Annotated in this window: 11 protein-coding genes; 5 read left to right on the top strand and 6 right to left on the bottom strand. The window is 62.7% G+C overall.

Annotation, left to right across the window (positions count from 1 at the left end; translation table 11 throughout):
- Positions 1–14 precede the first annotated feature (14 nt).
- Entirely contained in the window at positions 15–980 is a 966-nt protein-coding gene (locus tag V7S54_RS16945; RefSeq protein ID WP_065375214.1) for an alpha/beta fold hydrolase, read from the bottom strand.
- A gap of 389 nt (positions 981–1369) precedes the next feature.
- Between V7S54_RS16945 and V7S54_RS16940 the strand changes: the two genes are divergently transcribed.
- Positions 1370–1831 carry an Hsp20 family protein gene (locus V7S54_RS16940; RefSeq protein WP_057254625.1) on the top strand — a complete coding sequence of 154 codons (462 nt, stop codon included), beginning with the start codon at positions 1370–1372 and terminating at the stop codon, positions 1829–1831.
- A gap of 109 nt (positions 1832–1940) precedes the next feature.
- Here V7S54_RS16940 and V7S54_RS16935 read toward each other — a convergent pair whose 3' ends face one another.
- Positions 1941–2930: a bile acid:sodium symporter family protein gene (locus tag V7S54_RS16935; protein ID WP_065375215.1), complete on the bottom strand. Its 990-nt coding sequence runs from the start codon at positions 2928–2930 to the stop codon at positions 1941–1943.
- Between the two features lie 95 nt (positions 2931–3025).
- Here V7S54_RS16935 and V7S54_RS16930 point away from each other — a divergent pair, with 95 nt between their 5' ends.
- Positions 3026–3883, top strand: coding sequence for a LysR substrate-binding domain-containing protein (locus tag V7S54_RS16930; protein ID WP_065375216.1), 858 nt, complete (start codon positions 3026–3028; stop codon positions 3881–3883).
- Between the two features lie 61 nt (positions 3884–3944).
- Here V7S54_RS16930 and V7S54_RS16925 read toward each other — a convergent pair whose 3' ends face one another.
- Complete coding sequence (locus V7S54_RS16925) at positions 3945–4991, bottom strand: threonine aldolase family protein (RefSeq protein ID WP_065375217.1); 1047 nt, start codon at positions 4989–4991, stop codon at positions 3945–3947.
- Between the two features lie 552 nt (positions 4992–5543).
- Here V7S54_RS16925 and gltB point away from each other — a divergent pair.
- Both gltB and V7S54_RS16915 read left to right on the top strand, forming a co-directional pair.
- Positions 5544–10268, top strand: coding sequence for a glutamate synthase large subunit (gltB, locus tag V7S54_RS16920; protein ID WP_065375218.1), 4725 nt, complete (start codon positions 5544–5546; stop codon positions 10266–10268).
- 108 nt (positions 10269–10376) lie between these two features.
- Positions 10377–11834: a glutamate synthase subunit beta gene (locus tag V7S54_RS16915; protein ID WP_065375219.1), complete on the top strand. Its 1458-nt coding sequence runs from the start codon at positions 10377–10379 to the stop codon at positions 11832–11834.
- Between the two features lie 95 nt (positions 11835–11929).
- Here V7S54_RS16915 and V7S54_RS16910 read toward each other — a convergent pair whose 3' ends face one another.
- Positions 11930–13180 carry an SGNH/GDSL hydrolase family protein gene (locus V7S54_RS16910; protein ID WP_065375220.1) on the bottom strand — a complete coding sequence of 417 codons (1251 nt, stop codon included), beginning with the start codon at positions 13178–13180 and terminating at the stop codon, positions 11930–11932.
- Positions 13181–13310: 130 nt separating this feature from the next.
- Positions 13311–14531: a lytic murein transglycosylase gene (locus V7S54_RS16905; RefSeq protein WP_065375340.1), complete on the bottom strand. Its 1221-nt coding sequence runs from the start codon at positions 14529–14531 to the stop codon at positions 13311–13313.
- A gap of 399 nt (positions 14532–14930) precedes the next feature.
- Between V7S54_RS16905 and galU the strand changes: the two genes are divergently transcribed.
- Positions 14931–15818: a UTP--glucose-1-phosphate uridylyltransferase GalU gene (galU, locus tag V7S54_RS16900; RefSeq protein WP_065375221.1), complete on the top strand. Its 888-nt coding sequence runs from the start codon at positions 14931–14933 to the stop codon at positions 15816–15818.
- Positions 15819–16038: 220 nt separating this feature from the next.
- On the opposite strand, the gene V7S54_RS16895 is transcribed toward galU, so the two are convergent.
- On the bottom strand, positions 16039–17481 hold the full coding sequence (locus V7S54_RS16895; RefSeq protein WP_065375222.1) for an outer membrane beta-barrel protein: 1443 nt from the start codon (positions 17479–17481) through the stop codon (positions 16039–16041).
- Positions 17482–17516 lie beyond the last annotated feature (35 nt).

Genomic DNA, 17516 nt, shown 5'->3' with positions numbered 1-17516 from the left:
TGTGCCCGCCTGTATCAGGCGGCGCTGTTTTCGCGTTCGTCACCCTCTTCGGGGATGACGAAGGCAAGGATCGCGGCCATCGCCTGGGCGCGATAGCGGTCTGCTTCGTGAAGCAGTTCGTGGCGGGCGCCATCGATCGGGATCATCTGAGCGGCGCGGAAGTTGCGCGCCAACCACTCGACGGCGAGATGCGGCACCAGACGGTCAGCGGTTGGCGCCAGGATGATCGTCGGCAGGGTGATGCGCGTCAGATGCTCGCGGCGGATGACGCGGCGCATGGCGCGGAAGGCCTCGCTCAGCCAGCGCGCGGTGGGCGGGCCAAGCCTCAGTTCCGGATGCGTGTCGGTCAGTGCGATGTTGCGCAGGTAGCGGCGCCGGTCCGCCGTCAGCACGTTGCTTTCGAACGGGCGGTTGCCCTTGTCGGGATGGGCCGGCAGGGTGCCGAGGCCGATGCAGCGCATGAGGGTCGCAATCGCCGCAATGCTGGGCTCGCCGAGCGCCTGTCCGCCAAGGCCGACGAAGGGTGCCAGCACCACCAGTCGGTCGATCCGGCTTGCTAGCATCGGTGCCAGCGACAGGGCAACGAGCGCACCCATGGAATGGGCGACGATCGAGAAGGGCAGGCGCGTATCGGGCAACACGATCTGTTCGAGGAAGGTGCTGAGGTCGCGTTCATAGTCGGAGAAGTGGTCGACGTAGCCGCGTCCCGGGTGTGGCAGCAGCCGCTCGGAGCCCGCCTGGCCGCGCCAGTCGAAGGTCGCGACCCAAAGACCTGCTGCCGTGAGATCAGCGATCGTCTCGAAGTATTTCTCGATCGATTCGTTGCGGCCCTGCAGCAGGACGACCGTGCCGCGCGCAACAGGCTGCTTCGTCCTGAAGATCGCGTAGCGAATCTTGCGACCGCCGACGCCATCGAAGAACCCAGCGACATAGTTTTCCGGGATCGGATTGTCCGGTGTCGAGTGGAGGATCGAGGTCATGACGTGGTGACGGCCAAGAAGAGCGTGTTGATCGGTATCATCAAGGGATAGGCGGCAGGGTCTCCGTCGTCAAAGAAAAAAGCCGGAAACGGTGGGTGAAATCCGGACGATCACCGTTTCCGGCTGCTGAAGAGGAAGGGACGTATCACTTCAGCCTGGGAGTTGCCGCCCAGAGTTTTCTTCTAGCCCACCGGGGCTGAACGGAAGCCGAAGCGGCCGTTCATGTCGGGTTCACGGGAAAATCGTGAGCGCTCGCGTCTTGAAGTCGCGAATTTGCCTCCCCAAATCAGGGTCACGGGCGCCGAAGACGGGTCCGTTCACCGGTCTTGCCGCTGCCAGAATGGGGTGGCCGACCAGACATCGCAAACCGTTGCTCCAAGGAGGACACAATGCGTCACTTTGATTTCTCTCCCCTTTACCGTTCCACCGTTGGCTTTGATCGCCTGTTCACGATGCTCGACAGCCTCGGCCAGCCGGGTGAAGCCCAGACCTATCCGCCCTACAACATCGAACGCACCGGCGAAAACGCCTACCGCATCACCATGGCCGTTGCCGGCTTTGACGAGAGCGAGCTGTCGATCGAGGCCCGTGAGCACACGCTGACGGTCAAGGGCGAAAAAGCCGAGGAAAAGGGCGACGAAAGCCAGTTTCTCCATCGCGGCATTGCCAAGCGTGCCTTCGAGCGCCGCTTCCAGCTCGCCGATCACGTGGAGATCAAGTCCGCTTCGCTGAAGAACGGCTTGCTGCACATCGACCTCACCCGCGAGATTCCGGAAGCAGCCAAGCCCCGCCGGATCGAGATTTCGTCCGTTGCCTCGCAGCCGAAGCAGATCGAGGCCCAGACCCTCTAACCGCGAAGACAATCTCCCAAGACAGGCGGCGTCCCCCAGGGGCGCCGCTTTTTTATTGGGAAATCACGCAGTTCCGAACGGAAACCGCGTCAGACTTCTTCTGGATTCTTTAAGAGCTGGCCGGTGCCGGTACGGCAGACGTCTGCTTCTTGGCGGCATAGCGCTGTGCGATGACGGCGCAGGCCATCAGCTGGATTTGGTGGAACAGCATTACCGGCAGAACGATCGCGCCGATGTTCTGGCCGGCGAAGATGGCGCTCGCCATCGGAACGCCGCTCGCAAGGCTCTTCTTCGAGCCGCAGAAGGTGATGGCGATCTCATCCGCCTTGTCGAAGCCGAGCAGGCGGCTGCCGAACATGGTGACGGCAAGCACGAGCGCCAGCATGACGATTTCGATGACGACGAGAACGCCGAGATCTGCCAGCGAATAGGTCTGCCAAAGGCCCGATGTCACCGCCTGGCTGAAGGCGAGATAGACGACCATCAGGATCGAGCCACGATCGACGGGCGCCAAGAGGCCCTTGCGCGCCCGGATCCAGTTGCCGATCAAGGGCTGCAGCAGCTGGCCGATAACGAAGGGGGCGAGCAGCTGCAGCAGGATCTGCTTCACCGCGTCGAGCGTGACGCTGCCGTGGCCGCCGGCGGTAAACAGCAGCCCGACCAACAGCGGTGTCAGAAACATGCCGAAAATGTTGGACGCAGACGCCGAGCAGATCGCGGCCGGCACATTGCCGCCGGCCATCGAGGTGAAGGCGATCGACGACTGCACCGTCGAGGGCAGCACGCAGAGGAAGAGGATGCCGGTGTAGAGCGACTGCGGAAGGATCGAGTTCGGGACGAATCCGATCGCAAGACCAATCAGCGGGAAGAGCACGAAGGTGGAAGCGAGGATCGTCAGGTGCAGCCGCCAGTGCAGGATGCCGGCGATCACCACGTCGCGCGACAGGCGCGCGCCGTGCAGGAAGAAGACCATGCCGACCGCCACCTTGGTCGCTAATCCGAACCAGGCGGTTGCCTCACCATGGATCGGCAGGACGGATGCCAAGAGCACCGTCGCCAGAAGCAGGATGGTGAAGGTATCGGGAAGGTAGCGGCGCATATCCGGTCACTTGCTGATTATCAAACGTCTTGCCGGGATCACTCATTATGAAGCAGGATGCAAGGAATAACAGTTATCGCGATTTGGGATGAGCTATGCTGGATCTCGTGCAGTTGCGCAGCTTCGTCGCGCTCGAACAGATGGGCAGTTTCACGCTCGCGGCGGAGAAACTGTCGCTTGGGCAATCGACCGTCAGCCAGCATATTCAAAGGCTTGAGGCCTCGCTCGGGCGAACCCTGGTCGCCCGCGATACCCACCGCGTTTCGCTGACGGCGGATGGGCTGGCACTGCTTGCCCATGCCCGTTCGATGCTGGCGATCGACGGCGAGGTGCGGGCGCTTTTTGCCGAAAGCAGCCTGCGCGGCCGCCTGCGCCTCGGTGTTTCCGAGGATTTCGTCATGAGCCGGCTGCCGGCGGTTCTCGAAGATTTCGTGCGTGCCCATCCGTCGGTCGATCTCGAACTGACCGTGGCGCTCAGCGGCGTGCTTTACCAGATGCAGGACAACGGCGAGATCGACCTCGTGCTCGCCAAGCGCAGGCTTGGCGACCTCCGGGGAGAGCTCGTCTATCGCGAGCCGCTCGTCTGGCTCGCCCGCGACCCAGAGAGGATCAAGCGCGACAAGGTACTGCCGCTGATCGCCTTTCCGCCGCCGAGCATTACCCGCAGCGTCGCGCTCGAAGTGCTCGACCGGCATCGCCTGCCGTGGCGCATCGTCTGCACCTGCGGCAGCCTCAGCGGGCTGACGGCGGCCGCACGCGCCGGAATGGGCGTGCTCGTGCAGCCGCGCAGCATGGTGCCGCAGGGGCTCAAGGAGATGCCCGCCGGCGCTTTGCCGCCGCTCGAAGACGTGGAATTCGTGCTGGTGCCGAGCAAGGGCGTGGACCGCAAGCTGAGTGCAGCACTTTCGGCCGAAATCCTCTCCAATGTCAGGACACTGCAGGGGCAGGCTTGATGCGGGGGATCACCCCGCTCAGGTGGCGAGATGTTCGTCCGGACGGAAAAGCGTTGGCCGTTCAGCAGGCGGCAACGAACCGGTCGACATCGTCGGCCTTCGTCGCGAAGCTGGTCACGAGGCGGTAGAGACCTTCATTCGGCGTAAGATTTCCGTCGAGATCGTGCGGCACGGGCCAGTCGTAGAAGACAGCGCCATCCTGCCTGAGCTTCGCGGCCACGTCTTTCCTGATGATGGGGAAAACCTCGTTGGCGTCCGCCTGCCAGGCGAGACGGCTCGTCTTCGAGGCGGCAATGCCCTCGGCGAGGCGTGCGGCCATCGCGTTGGCATGGCGGGCGAGGTTCAGCCAGAGATTGCCGGCGAAGTAGGCGTCGAACTGTGCGGAGACGAAGCGCGACTTGGAGAAGAGCTGCGCCGAGCGCTTGCGCAGGAAATGCATTTCGTGCGCTTTCGAGAGATCGAAGAGCACCAGCGCTTCGGCGCACCAGCAGCCGTTCTTGGTGCCACCGAATGACACGAGATCGACACCGCGCTTCCAGGTCATCTCAGCGGGCGTTGCGCCAAGGCCGACGAGCGCATTGGCGAAGCGGGCACCGTCCATATGCAGCGGCAACTTGTGCGCCTTGGCAACGGCTGCGATCGCCTCGATCTCCGCGAGCGAATAGACCGTGCCGCTTTCCGTTGCCTGGGTCAGCGAGACCGCCGTCGGCTGGCCGCCGTGGACGTTGTCGAGCGGAAAGCGCCGGATCTCGGCTTCGAGGTGTGCGGCGTCCATCTTGCCGCGGGGGCCGTCGACTGGCTTCAGCCGGGCGCCGTGCGAGAAGAATTCCGGCGCGCCGCATTCATCGGCGATGACATGCGCTTCGCGATGACAGAAGGCGATGCCGCCTGCGCGGTTGGCCGTCGCAAGTGCCAGCGAATTGGCAGCCGTTCCGGTGCCGACGAAGAAGACAGAGACATCCCTTTCGAAGATTTCCGCGAACTTCTTCTCCACCTTCCGGTCGAGGTCGCTGGTGCCATAGGCCGATGCGTAGCCGCCTGCATGCGCCATCAGGCTTTCGGCAATCGCGGGATGGGCGCCAGCCCAGTTGTCAGACGAAAAAATCATCACTTTCCACCCTGTATTACAGTCTTTTCGACGGATTTGGCCGACCTTAGCCGAGTTCTCGGCCGGATCAATCACGGTCAGGAGCCGAAAGGCCAACCTGAGACCAGTTTGAAACCAAAAGGAAGAAAACGCCGGCGATCCGTAATTTAATTATAAAAGCCGGAAACTTCCGGCAATGTTCGGCAAAATCTTCTCTATTATTTGCTGATATGCCTCTTGCGGAGGGGGGTGGTTTCTGGCATAGAGCACATGAAATAGGACAGGTTTGCTGTCCTATTTCGGTCTAGGGACCGGAACAATCGCCGCGAGTGCCTAAAAAAATGGCACCCGGCGTGCGAAGCGGGGGGATTTGCCGGATTTCATCCGGTTGTTATCGCCTGCCGTCAGGATGGTCGCAGACATCAGTGCCTGATGATGCCGTGCTTATTTGCGACCTGATCAGGATCATGAGACGATAGTGCCCCGGCTTTTTGGCGTGCCTTGCGCGCAACGAAGAGCCATGCGCGGGCGGTGGCATGCCCGGCGGTGCCGGGTTTAACAGGAGGGAAAACGATGACGGATCATTCGCCATCACAGCAATCTGGGCTCAACCTCGCACACAGCGTTGCGACGGCTGAAAAAACGCCCGCATTCCCGACTGGCCTGCCGCGAAAACAGGGTCTCTACGATCCGCGCAACGAACATGACGCCTGCGGCGTCGGCTTCGTCGCGCATATGAAGGGTCAGAAGTCGCACCAGATCGTGCGCGACGGCCTCTTCATGCTCGAAAACCTGACGCACCGTGGTGCCGTCGGCGCCGATCCGCTGATGGGTGACGGCGCGGGCATTCTCGTACAGATTCCCGACCGTTTCTTCCGCGAGGAGATGGCCAAGCAGGGCATCACTTTGCCGAAGGCCGGCGAATATGCCGTCGGTCACATCTTCATGCCGCAGGACGATGCGCTGGTTGAACACTTCAAGCAGGTGATCAAGGACGTCGTCGCCGAAGAGGGCCAGGTGCTCATCGGCTACCGCGACGTGCCGGTCGACAATTCCTCGCTGTCGAAGGCGCCCGAGATTGCCGCGACCGAGCCGCGCCATGTCCAGATCTTCATCGGTGCCGGCCGCGATGCCGCCACGAACCCCGAATTCGAGCGCCGTCTCTTTACGCTGCGCAAGGTGATCTCCAACCGGATCTATGACGAATACAAGGGCGAGGAGAGCAACTTCTATCCCGTGTCGCTGTCGTCCTCGACGATTGTCTACAAGGGCATGTTCCTCGCCTACCAGGTTGGCGCCTACTATAAGGACTTGGCCGATCCGCGGTTCGAAAGCGCCGTTGCGCTCGTGCACCAGCGCTTCTCGACCAACACCTTCCCGTCTTGGAAGCTCGCACACCCCTACCGCATGGTCGCGCATAACGGCGAAATCAACACGCTGCGCGGCAATGTCAACTGGATGGCGGCGCGTCAGGCGTCTGTCTCCTCGCCGCTCTTCGGCGAGGATATCTCCAAGCTCTGGCCGATCTCCTATGAGGGCCAGTCGGACACCGCCTGTTTCGACAACGCACTCGAATTCCTGGTGCAGGGCGGCTACTCGCTGTCGCATGCGGTCATGATGCTGATCCCGGAAGCCTGGGCCGGCAACCAGCTGATGTCGCCCGAACGCAAGGCGTTCTACGAATACCATGCAGCCTTGATGGAGCCGTGGGACGGCCCGGCTGCCGTTGCCTTTACCGACGGTCGCCAGATCGGTGCTACGCTCGACCGCAACGGCCTGCGTCCGGCCCGCTACATCGTCACGTCTGACGATCGCGTCATCCTTGCTTCGGAAGCCGGCGTGCTTCCGGTCGACGAGGACAAGATCGTCAAGAAGTGGCGTCTGCAGCCGGGCAAGATGCTCTTGATCGACATGGAACAGGGCCGCATCATCTCTGACGAGGAGGTGAAGTCCTCGCTCGCCCAGAAGCACCCCTATAGCAAGTGGCTCGAAGACACCCAGCTGATCCTCGAAGAGCTGAAGCCGGTCGAGCCGCGTGCATTGCGCCGTGACGTGTCGCTGATCGACCGCCAGCAGGCCTTCGGCTACACGCTCGAAGACACCAAGATCCTGATGTCGCCGATGGCGACCACCGGCCAGGAAGCGATCGGCTCGATGGGCACCGACACGCCGATTTCGGCGATGTCGGACAAGCGCAAGCTGCTTTACACCTATTTCAAGCAGAACTTTGCGCAGGTCACGAACCCGCCGATCGACCCGATCCGCGAAGAGTTGGTGATGAGCCTCGTCTCCTTCATCGGACCGCGTCCGAACATCCTCGACCACGAGGGCATGGCGCATGCCAAGCGTCTCGAAGTGCGCCAGCCGATCCTGACCAATGGCGATCTCGAAAAGATCCGCTCGATCGGTCACACCGAGGACCGCTTCGACACCAAGACGCTCGACTTCACCTATGACATTTCGCGCGGTGCCGAAGGCATGCCCGAAATGCTCGACCGTCTCTGCGAGCGCGCGGAAGCGGCGGTGAAGGGCGGCTACAACATCATCGTCCTCTCTGACCGTCAGGTCGGCCCGGACCGCGTGGCGATCCCGGCGCTGCTCGCGACCGCCGCCGTGCACCACCACCTGATCCGCAAGGGCCTGCGCACGTCGGTCGGCATCGTGCTCGAGTCCGGCGAACCGCGCGAAGTGCACCACTTCTGCCTGCTCGCCGGCTACGGCGCCGAGGCGATCAACCCCTATCTCGCCTTCGATACGCTGATCGACATGCACAAGCGCGGCGAGTTCCCGAAGGAGGTCGATGCGAGCGAGGTCGTCTATCGCTACATCAAGGCCGTCGGCAAGGGCATCCTCAAGGTCATGTCCAAGATGGGCATCTCGACCTACCAGTCCTATTGCGGCGCGCAGATCTTCGACGCCGTTGGCCTGTCGTCGAAGCTCGTCAACCAGTTCTTCTTCGGCACGGCGACGACGATCGAAGGCATCGGCCTCGAAGAGATCGCGGCCGAGACCGTCGCCCGTCACAAGGCGGCCTTCGGTGCCGACCCGGTTCTCGCCAACACGCTCGACATCGGCGGTGAATATGCCTACCGCATGCGCGGCGAAAGCCACGCCTGGACCCCGGATGCGATTGCCTCGCTGCAGCATGCCGTGCGCGGCAACGCGCAGGACCGCTACCGCGAATTCTCCGAGATGGTGAACAATTCGGCGCTGCGCATGAACACGATCCGCGGCCTGTTCACGGTGAAAAGTGCCGAGGCTGTCGGCCGCAAGCCGATCTCGGTCGATGAAGTCGAGTCGGCTGCCGACATCGTCAAGCGCTTCTCAACCGGTGCCATGTCCTTCGGCTCGATCAGCCGCGAGGCGCATACGACGCTCGCAATCGCCATGAACCGGATCGGCGGCAAGTCGAACACCGGCGAGGGCGGTGAGGAGAGCGACCGCTACCTGCCGCTGCCCGATGGTTCGATGAACCCCGAGCGTTCGGCGATCAAGCAGATCGCATCCGGCCGCTTTGGCGTGACCACCGAGTACCTGGTCAATGCCGACATGCTGCAGATCAAGGTGGCGCAGGGCGCCAAGCCCGGCGAAGGCGGCCAGCTGCCCGGCCACAAGGTCGATGCGACGGTCGCCAAGACCCGGCACTCCACACCCGGCGTCGGCCTGATCTCGCCGCCGCCGCACCACGACATCTATTCGATCGAAGATCTGGCGCAGCTGATCTACGACCTGAAGAACGTCAATCCGGAAGCGGACGTCTCGGTCAAGCTCGTTTCGGAAGTCGGCGTCGGCACGGTTGCCGCCGGCGTCGCCAAGGCGCGTGCCGACCACATCACCGTCGCCGGCTTCGACGGCGGCACCGGCGCTTCGCCGCTGACCTCGCTGAAGCACGCCGGCAGCCCCTGGGAAATCGGCCTTGCCGAAACCCAGCAGACGCTGGTGCTGAACGGCCTGCGTTCGCGCGTGGCGCTGCAGGTCGACGGCGGTCTGAAGACCGGCCGCGACGTCATCATCGGTGCACTGCTCGGTGCCGACGAGTTCGGCTTCGCCACCGCTCCGCTGATCGCCGCTGGCTGCATCATGATGCGCAAGTGCCACCTCAACACCTGTCCCGTCGGCGTCGCGACGCAGGACCCGGTGCTGCGCAAGCGCTTCAAGGGCACGGCCGAGCACGTCATCAACTACTTCTTCTTCGTCGCCGAGGAAGTGCGTGAGATCCTGGCTTCGCTCGGTGTGCGCAAGCTTGACGAGATCATCGGTGCCTCCGAGCTGCTCGAAAAGGACGGTGCGCTTGCCCACTGGAAGGCGAACGGCCTCGACTTCTCGAAGATCTTCCACAAGGTGGAAGCCAAGAAGGAAGAGACCTACTGGACCACACGCCAGAAGCACCCGATCGACGACATTCTCGACCGCAAGCTGATCGAGGAAGCCAAGGTCGCGCTCGAAACCAAGGCGCCGGTCAAGATCGAAGCTGCGATCAAGAACGTCGACCGCTCGGCCGGTGCGATGCTCGCCGGTGCACTTGCCAAGCGCTGGGGCCATAAGGGCCTAAAGGACGACACCATCCACGTGACCCTCAGGGGCACGGCCGGCCAGTCCTTCGCCGCGTTCCTGGCACGCGGCATCACCTTCGACCTCGTGGGTGACGGCAACGACTATGTCGGCAAGGGCCTCTCGGGCGGACGCATCATCGTCCGGCCGCCGGAAAATGCGACGATCGTTCCACACGAATCGATCATCGTCGGCAACACCGTGCTCTACGGCGCGATTTCGGGCGAGTGCTACTTCAACGGCGTCGCCGGCGAACGCTTCGCCGTGCGCAATTCCGGTGCGGTCGCGGTCGTCGAGGGCGTGGGTGACCATGGCTGCGAATACATGACCGGCGGCGTCGTCGTCGTGCTCGGCGGCACGGGTCGCAACTTCGCGGCCGGCATGTCGGGCGGCGTTGCCTATGTGCTGGACGAGGAAGGCGATTTCGCCCGTCGTTGCAACATGGCGATGGTCGAGTTGCAGCCGGTTCCGGAAGAGGACGACATGCTCGAGAAGCTGCATCATCACGGCGGCGACATCATGCACAAGGGCATGGTTGACGTCTCCGGCGACATGACGCGCCACGACGAGGAGCGGCTCTACCAGCTGATATCCAACCACCTTCACCACACGGGTTCGCCCCGGGCGAAGGAGATTCTCGAGCACTGGACGGAATACCGGCCGAAATTCCGCAAGGTCATGCCGGTCGAATACCGCCGTGCGCTCGAGGATATGGAACGCATGAAAATGGCAGAGGCGGCCGAATAGGAGGCCCCGGTGACCAAGGCTCCCGGTTCATCACAGATCGGTTCGGGGGCCTCTCACGCGCGCTTGGGAAAAGCGCCTGTTCAGACGCAAAGCTTTCAGGATAATACGATGGGCAAGGTAACTGGATTTCTCGAGATCGACCGGCAAGTGGCAAAGTACCAGCCGGCATCCGACCGCATTCGCCATTTCCGTGAATTCACCATTCCGATGTCAGAACCGGAAGTGCAGAAGCAGGCCGCTCGCTGCATGGACTGTGGCATCCCCTATTGCCATGGACCGACCGGCTGCCCGGTGCACAACCAGATCCCGGACTGGAACGACCTCGTCTACAACGGCAACTGGGACGAGGCGATCCGCAACCTGCATTCGACCAACAACTTCCCGGAATTCACCGGTCGTGTCTGCCCGGCGCCGTGCGAGGAAGCCTGCACGCTGAACCTCGAAGACACGCCGGTGGCGATCAAGACGATCGAACAGGCGATCGCCGACAAGGCCTATGAGATGGGCTACATCGTGCCGCAACCGGCCGTCACCAAGACCGGCAAGAAGGTCGCGGTCATCGGCTCTGGCCCGGCCGGCATGGCGGCAGGCCAGCAGCTTGCCCGCGCCGGCCACGAGGTTCACGTCTACGAGCGCGAGACCAAGCCCGGTGGCCTGCTGCGCTACGGCATCCCGGACTTCAAGATGGAAAAGAACTTCATCGACCGCCGCGTCGAACAGATGAAGGGCGAAGGCGTCACCTTCCACTGCGGCATCAATGTCGGCGTTGACGTGCCGATGCAGCGCCTGCTCGACGACCACGATGCCGTGCTTTACTGCGGCGGCTCGGAGACGCCGCGTGATGCGGGCATCCCCGGTGTCGAATTCGCTGGCGTGCATGATGCGATGCCCTATCTCGTGCAGCAGAACCGCCGCGTCGGCCGCGAGAACATCGACAGCGTCGGCTGGCCGTCGCAGCCGATCCTTGCCGGCGGCAAGCACATCGTCGTCGTTGGCGGTGGCGATACCGCGTCGGACTGCGTCGGCACTGCCTTCCGCCAGGGCGCGGTCAAGGTGACCCAGCTCGACATCCGACCGCAGCCGCCGGAAAAGGAAGACAAGCTCGCCGTCTGGCCGTTCTGGGCGACGAAGATGCGCACCTCGTCCAGCCAGGCCGAAGGGGCTATCCGCGAGTTCCAGGTGGCAACGCTCGAATTCATCGGCGACGAGGATGGCAATTTGACCGGCGTGAAGTGCTGCCAGGTGGACGATCGCCGCAAGCCGGTCGCCGGCACCGAGTTCATCATCAAGGCCGATCTTGCCTTCATCGCCATCGGCTTCCGCGGTCCGTTTACCAGCAGCGTGCTGAAGGATCTCGGCGACAAGCTGACGCTCAACACCGACCGCCGCGGCTCGACCAACGTGGTTGCCAACGAGCGCGACTACAAGACCTCGGTCGAGAAGCTCTGGACCGCCGGCGACGTGCGTCGCGGCCAGTCGCTCGTCGTCTGGGCGATCCGCGAAGGCCGCCAGGCGGCGCGTGCGATCGACGAGGCGCTGATGGGCTCGACGACCCTGCCGCGATAAGCGTTCACTCCCAAGCATGAAAAAAGCCCCGCAGCGATGCGGGGCTTTTTTATTGGCTATTGCCAGTGCGACAGCTTCAAACCGCGGCCATGTTTCTAGTTGCGGATCACCGGATTGCTGATGACAGTGCTTGGCTTCGACAGGCGGAAGTCGTCGACGCGGCCGGTCGGTGCGTCGGCGATATCGCCCTTGTCAACCAAAAGGTCGCGCGGGCTCTTGCCATTGCCCTTGTCCGGTGCGGCGTTGCCAAGCAGGGAGCCGGCGCCATCCAGGGCCGGATCGGTCAAGCCGATCGGCTGGGTCTTGACGATATCCTCGTTGCCAAGCGGTGCCGTCACCACCAGGTCCTTGAGTTCGCCCGCCCCGGGCACGTTCTTGTCGGTCGCGGCGGCATCGCCGAGCAACCGGCGAATGTCCTTCTCGACGTAGAAAGCCAGCTTACGCTTGCCGGCCTTGGTGAGGTTGATGCCATCGGCGCCGCGCAGACGAACCTGCTGGCCGTTGATGTCGGAGCCGGTCAGGACGAATTTGCCGCCCTCGTCGACGAAGCCATCCCAGATGTCGACGAACTGGCCGCCGACCTTCTCGATCTCCTCGCGATAAATGCCGTTGAAGGTCACCATGTCGGCGGTCATTGCGGCGGACTGGAACGGCGGCATGCCGACCCAGAGAACCGGCAGCTTCTCCTTGCGGGCAAGGGCCGCCAGCGCGTTGACGCGCTTGCGATACTCCTCGGTCCAGAGATCGCTGCGGAACTTCTCCTTGACGTCGCCCATCTGCATCTGCTGCCGATCGTTGGCGCCGAGGCTGATGATGATCACGGATGGCTTTAATTCGCCGACGTAGCCGGGAAGCGTACCCGGCCAGTTGAAGTAATCTTCGCGCACCAGGCCGGACGAGCCGTTCGCCCGTGTCTCGACGGCGATGCCGGGCGTCATCTCGAAGGCGGTCTTCAGGCCGTCGCCGAGACTGCCGGCCATGAAGTCGCCGACGACCAGAACCTTCTTGGCGTCGGGCGCTTTCTCAACCACCACCGGCGCGACTGCCGGCGTATCGGCGATCTTCGGCTTCTGCTTCTGTTGCCCCTGGCCCTTCTGGCGCTGTTGCTGTTGGCGTTGGCGTTTTGGGCGCGGCTGCTCAGGGAAATAGGAGCGATCCTCGTAGACCGGCCGTTCGCGCGCCAAGCCACCGAAAAGCACCTGGAACAGAGTGCGCCGCTGGACGCGCTCCTGTGCTTCGGCAAAACCGGCGTAGAGGCCAACGACAAGCATCGCCAGAGCGGCCATGCAGACCGTCGCGATTGCGAACGGCTTTCGTCCGTGTGGTTTGCGGCGCTTGCTTGTCATCTGTTTTTTGCCCGTCCATTGCGTGTTCGGGCGGCCATGGACCGCTGTCACGTTGCAGCGCGCCGCACGGGTGCAGCGCGCTTCCCTTAGTTTATCTCACGGATGCCGCGATCGTGAAACCTTGATCCTGCTAGTTGCGCAAGGCCCGCAGCAGCATCTGGGTCGGTTGTCCATCCGGCGGCAGGCCGTTCTTCGACTGGAACGCCTGGATCGCGGCCTTCGAGCCGGAACCAAAATTGCCGTCGACTTCGCCGCTGTAGTAGCCGAGCTCCTTCAGGCGGTTCTGCAGTTCGAACTTTTCACTGATGTCGAGCGATCCGTCCGGACGCGGCCAGCGCTGCTGCATGCCCTGATAGCCGGCGATCTGATCGGCAAGAAGGCCGACGCCGAGAGCGTAGCTGTCGGAGGCGTTGTAGCGCTTGATGACGAAGAAGTTCTTGGTCATCAGGAAGCCCGGCCCCTCGCCACCGCTCGGCAGCTTGAGCTCGGCGCGTGTGCCGCCGTTGCGGAAGCCCTTGCCGTTCGGCCTCATGAAGCCGAGCGAGGCCCATTCGGCGAGCGTCTTCGTCTGGCCGGAATATTTCGCGGCATTTGCCGGCGGCGCGACTTCGTAGCCCCAGGTTTCGCCCGGCTGCCAGCCGTTCTTCTTCAAAAGGTTGGCGGCGGTCGCGAGCGCATCGGGCACCGAGTTCCAGATGTCGCGGTGACCGTTGCCGTCGGCGTCAACCGCATACAGCAGGTAGCTCGTCGGGATGAACTGGGTGTGGCCCATGGCGCCCGCCCAGGAGCCGGTCAGCTCGCGCGGCGTGATGTCTCCGCTCTGAAGGATTTTCAGCGCTGCGATCAGCTGCTTCTTGGCGAAATTTGCTCGCTTCGGATCGGCATAGGCAAGGGTGGCCAGCGCCCGCGGCACGTAGTGCAGCCGGTCGTCCTTCTCCAGAACGGCCCCGTAGTTGGATTCCATCGACCAGATCGCCAGCAGGATCGTCTTGTCGACGCCATAGCGCTTTTCCAGCGCATTGAGCGTGCGGGCGTGCTTGGCGGCCATCTCCTGGCCGACGCGCTTGGTGTAGGGGTTCACGCGGGAATCGATGTATTCCCAGATCTTGTGCTTGAACTCCGGCTGGTAGTTGGCCTTTTCGATCACCGTCTCGTCAGGCGACTTCACGCCGGCGAAGGCTTGGCGATAGGTCGCCTTGGTGATGCCGGCCTTGGCGGCCGTCGTGTAGAATTCGTTGATCCAGTTCTGGAATCCGGCATCGGCGCGCGCGGGCGAGGTGCCGAGTGTTGCGGCGGATAGGACGAGGGCGGCTGCGATATGACGGAAAAACGTCCTGCGGTTTCTGATCATCAGCTGTCGGTTCCGTTTCTCTGCGGGGGCTTCGGCCGTCATGGCCCGAATCACTCCGCAAGGTGGCAGTCTGGGGCCAGCCTCGACGGTGGGGGCAGTCGTCGGCGGCTCCTGTTTCGGATCCGGCCGCGATTGTTGCATTGCCGGATTGCAACGAATCTACAGAAACGTGGTCAACAAACCCTTTACCATGAAATTGTGGTGGCGTCTTCCGCTGTAGAAAATGTCAAGCCATGGTCGTGGAGTTCGCATATGCATTTGTTCCGTCGGTTCATGCTGCGTTCAGCTGACGGCATAGAGATTGCGGCTCCATTACGGAGCGCTGTATGGTTTCAGGCGGATTGTCGTCCGGGACCATCCGGCAAGACTTATGAGTGAGTTCCTATCAAGGAGGTATCGATGACCGACAAGCGTAAAGTCCGCAAAGCCGTGTTCCCAGTCGCAGGGCTGGGCACACGTTTCCTGCCGGCTACCAAGGCCGTGCCGAAGGAAATGCTGACGGTGGTGGACAAGCCGGTCATTCAATATGTGGTCGATGAGGCGCTGGAAGCCGGCATCGAGCATCTGATCTTCGTCACCGGCCGCAGCAAGGCGGTGATCGAGGATTATTTCGACATTCAGGTCGAGCTCGATCAGACGCTGCGCGAGCGCAACAAGAAGGCCGAGATCGCCCTGCTCGACAGCATTCTGCCGAAGGCCGGCACGACCAGCTTTACCCGCCAGCAGGCGCCGCTCGGCCTCGGCCACGCGGTCTGGTGCGCCCGTGACCTCGTCGGCAACGAGCCGTTTGCGCTGCTCTTGCCGGACATGATCATGAAGGGCGAAAAGGGCTGCCTCAAGGGCATGGTCGAGCTCTATGAGCAGAGCGGCGGCAACGTCATCGCCGTCGAGGAATGCGCACCGGACCAGGCCCACAAGTACGGTATCGTCGGCGTCGGCGACAAGGTGGGCGATGGTTTCAAGATCACCAAGATGGTCGAGAAGCCGGCACCGGGCACAGCCCCGTCCAACTTCTTCATCAACGGCCGCTACATCCTGCAGCCGGAGATCTTCCCGATCCTCGAAAAGCAGGAACGCGGCGCCGGCAACGAAATCCAGCTGACCGATGGCATGCTCAAGCTTTCCGACAGCCAGCAGTTCGCCGCCTATCACTTCCGTGGCGACACCTATGACTGTGGCGCCAAGGACGGCTTCATCCTGGCAAACGTTGCCTTTGCTCTGGAACGCGGCGACATCCGCCCGAGCGTCGAGGGTCCGCTGAAGAACCTGCTCAGCAGCCTGAAGTAATTTCGGTTCCACCGAAACGAGAAGGCCGCGTTCCCCCGGGGGAATGCGGCCTTTTTCATTGGCTGTTGGCAATGAGTGTTGTTACCGCTCTACAGCGCCGCGCGTCTTATCAGACGCGCAAAGGTCGCTGTAGCACTTTGAATGGCTGCATGTTTTTGTCCTTTAACCGGCTACGATTAAAGGAAACATGCAGTATCTTTGCCGGCGGCTGACCTTTGGCTCAACGCCGCAGGACGAGGCCGACGCCGACACGGGTGATGTCGGTCGGATCGCCGACGTCGGGCGTGGTGCGCTCGTAGCTGACGTCGCCGGTCAATGCGAGGTAACGGTTCATATCCCAGGTGAGGCCTGCGCCCGTGCGCCAGGTCGTCTCGTCGGAGGAGCGGGAGTCCGACGGATATTTGCGGATGATCAGAGTGTTGGACAATCGTGCGACCAGATCGGAGCGCATCTGGTGGGTGATTATGTTGGTCAAGGTATAGTCGATCGATCCGGAAACGCCCGCCGTCGTCGACGGGTTGAGATCCGTCAAAACCGCGAAGAGCACATCGGTGCCGCGCTGCGGCGACCAGTTGAGGCGGCCGTCGACGGACAGGCCGCTGACGTCTTCGAGCCTGTCATCGTCGAAGCGATAGGTCTCGTAGCCGAGGCCGAGCTCACCATAGAATTTCTCGCCGAGATCGACCTCGATACCGCCGCGTCCGGCATAGGTCTGGTAGGAACGCTCGAAGCCGGACGTGTCCTCGCGCAGGTCGTAAAGCGACGTGCCGACGGAGGCTTCGATGAACGGGATCAGCGCCGGTGACAACTCGTAGCCGATACGGCCGATCAAGACACCGGTATTGCGGTTGCGGTCCTTCTCGGACAGTGTCGTGCCGTTTTCGAGTTCGACATCGCCATAGGTTTGGCGGTCGAAATCGATTCCGACCGAACCGCGGATCAGACCGAAATCGCGCTCGATGGCGGCGCCGAGGCGGTAGGTGTTGACCGCCGACTGGGTCTTGGCGTCCGAGATCGCGTTCGGGTCGTCAGCGTCTTCTCGGTAGAAACTGTATCCGGCCCGGAGTCGTGCAACCGTTTCGTCCCAGAGATCAAGCCGCAGCTCCGCGTCGACATCGGCGCGTGGCTCTTCCTCGCCTTCGCCCGAGATGTTGTTTTGTAGAATGCCTTCGCCGGTGACGGTCAACTGGTGACGCGACCAGTCGGAGGTCAGGGTGCCGCGGATGCCGGTTTCGAGATAGCCGCGGTTCGTCTTGGTGTCACCGTCGTTGCGCCATTCATGGTTGATGGTCTCGCTGACGCTGGGGCGCAGCGTGAAGGTCCCGATGCGAACGCCCGGCGTGGTACGATACCCCTCCGTATCGGTTCGAAGCCTCAGGCCATCGATCGTCGGCTCCCGCTGGTTGAGGCGGAGGAAATCCTCGTTCTGCGCCGGCGGAAGATCGTCGCCGCTGACGGCGCCGGTGATTTGCGGGTCGGCGATTGCGGGCGTGGTAGACGGGACGGCTGCCGGGGTGGTGCCGACGCCATAGGTCGTCGGGGCCGTGGCCGTTTGCGCGCGCAATGACGATGGTGCGAACAGGGCAGCGCCGGCCAATAGCAACGCCAGCGAGGTCGAACGCCGCGCGTCTCCTTTGGTCGAGCGAGATGAGCCTGGCACCATATGCCGTTTGTCCACGAAGCCTGATTGCAATCCTT

The sequence above is a fragment of the Ensifer sp. CCNWLY38 genome, assembly GCF_037120565.1.
GTDB classification, from domain to species: domain Bacteria; phylum Pseudomonadota; class Alphaproteobacteria; order Rhizobiales; family Rhizobiaceae; genus Ensifer; species Ensifer adhaerens_H.
This window is presented reverse-complemented; position numbering and strand designations above follow the sequence as displayed.

What these genes read in the sequence shown, in the direction of transcription:
- V7S54_RS16910 (WP_065375220.1), bottom strand. Translation starts at nt 13,180, where the DNA reads ATGACAAGCAAGCGCCGCAAACCACACGGACGAAAGCCGTTCGCAATC.
- galU (WP_065375221.1), top strand. Translation starts at nt 14,931, where the DNA reads ATGACCGACAAGCGTAAAGTCCGCAAAGCCGTGTTCCCAGTCGCAGGG.
- V7S54_RS16935 (WP_065375215.1), bottom strand. Translation starts at nt 2,930, where the DNA reads ATGCGCCGCTACCTTCCCGATACCTTCACCATCCTGCTTCTGGCGACG.
- V7S54_RS16940 (WP_057254625.1), top strand. Translation starts at nt 1,370, where the DNA reads ATGCGTCACTTTGATTTCTCTCCCCTTTACCGTTCCACCGTTGGCTTT.
- V7S54_RS16905 (WP_065375340.1), bottom strand. Translation starts at nt 14,531, where the DNA reads ATGATCAGAAACCGCAGGACGTTTTTCCGTCATATCGCAGCCGCCCTC.
- V7S54_RS16925 (WP_065375217.1), bottom strand. Translation starts at nt 4,991, where the DNA reads ATGATTTTTTCGTCTGACAACTGGGCTGGCGCCCATCCCGCGATTGCC.
- V7S54_RS16930 (WP_065375216.1), top strand. Translation starts at nt 3,026, where the DNA reads ATGCTGGATCTCGTGCAGTTGCGCAGCTTCGTCGCGCTCGAACAGATG.
- V7S54_RS16895 (WP_065375222.1), bottom strand. Translation starts at nt 17,481, where the DNA reads ATGGTGCCAGGCTCATCTCGCTCGACCAAAGGAGACGCGCGGCGTTCG.
- gltB (WP_065375218.1), top strand. Translation starts at nt 5,544, where the DNA reads ATGACGGATCATTCGCCATCACAGCAATCTGGGCTCAACCTCGCACAC.
- V7S54_RS16945 (WP_065375214.1), bottom strand. Translation starts at nt 980, where the DNA reads ATGACCTCGATCCTCCACTCGACACCGGACAATCCGATCCCGGAAAAC.
- V7S54_RS16915 (WP_065375219.1), top strand. Translation starts at nt 10,377, where the DNA reads ATGGGCAAGGTAACTGGATTTCTCGAGATCGACCGGCAAGTGGCAAAG.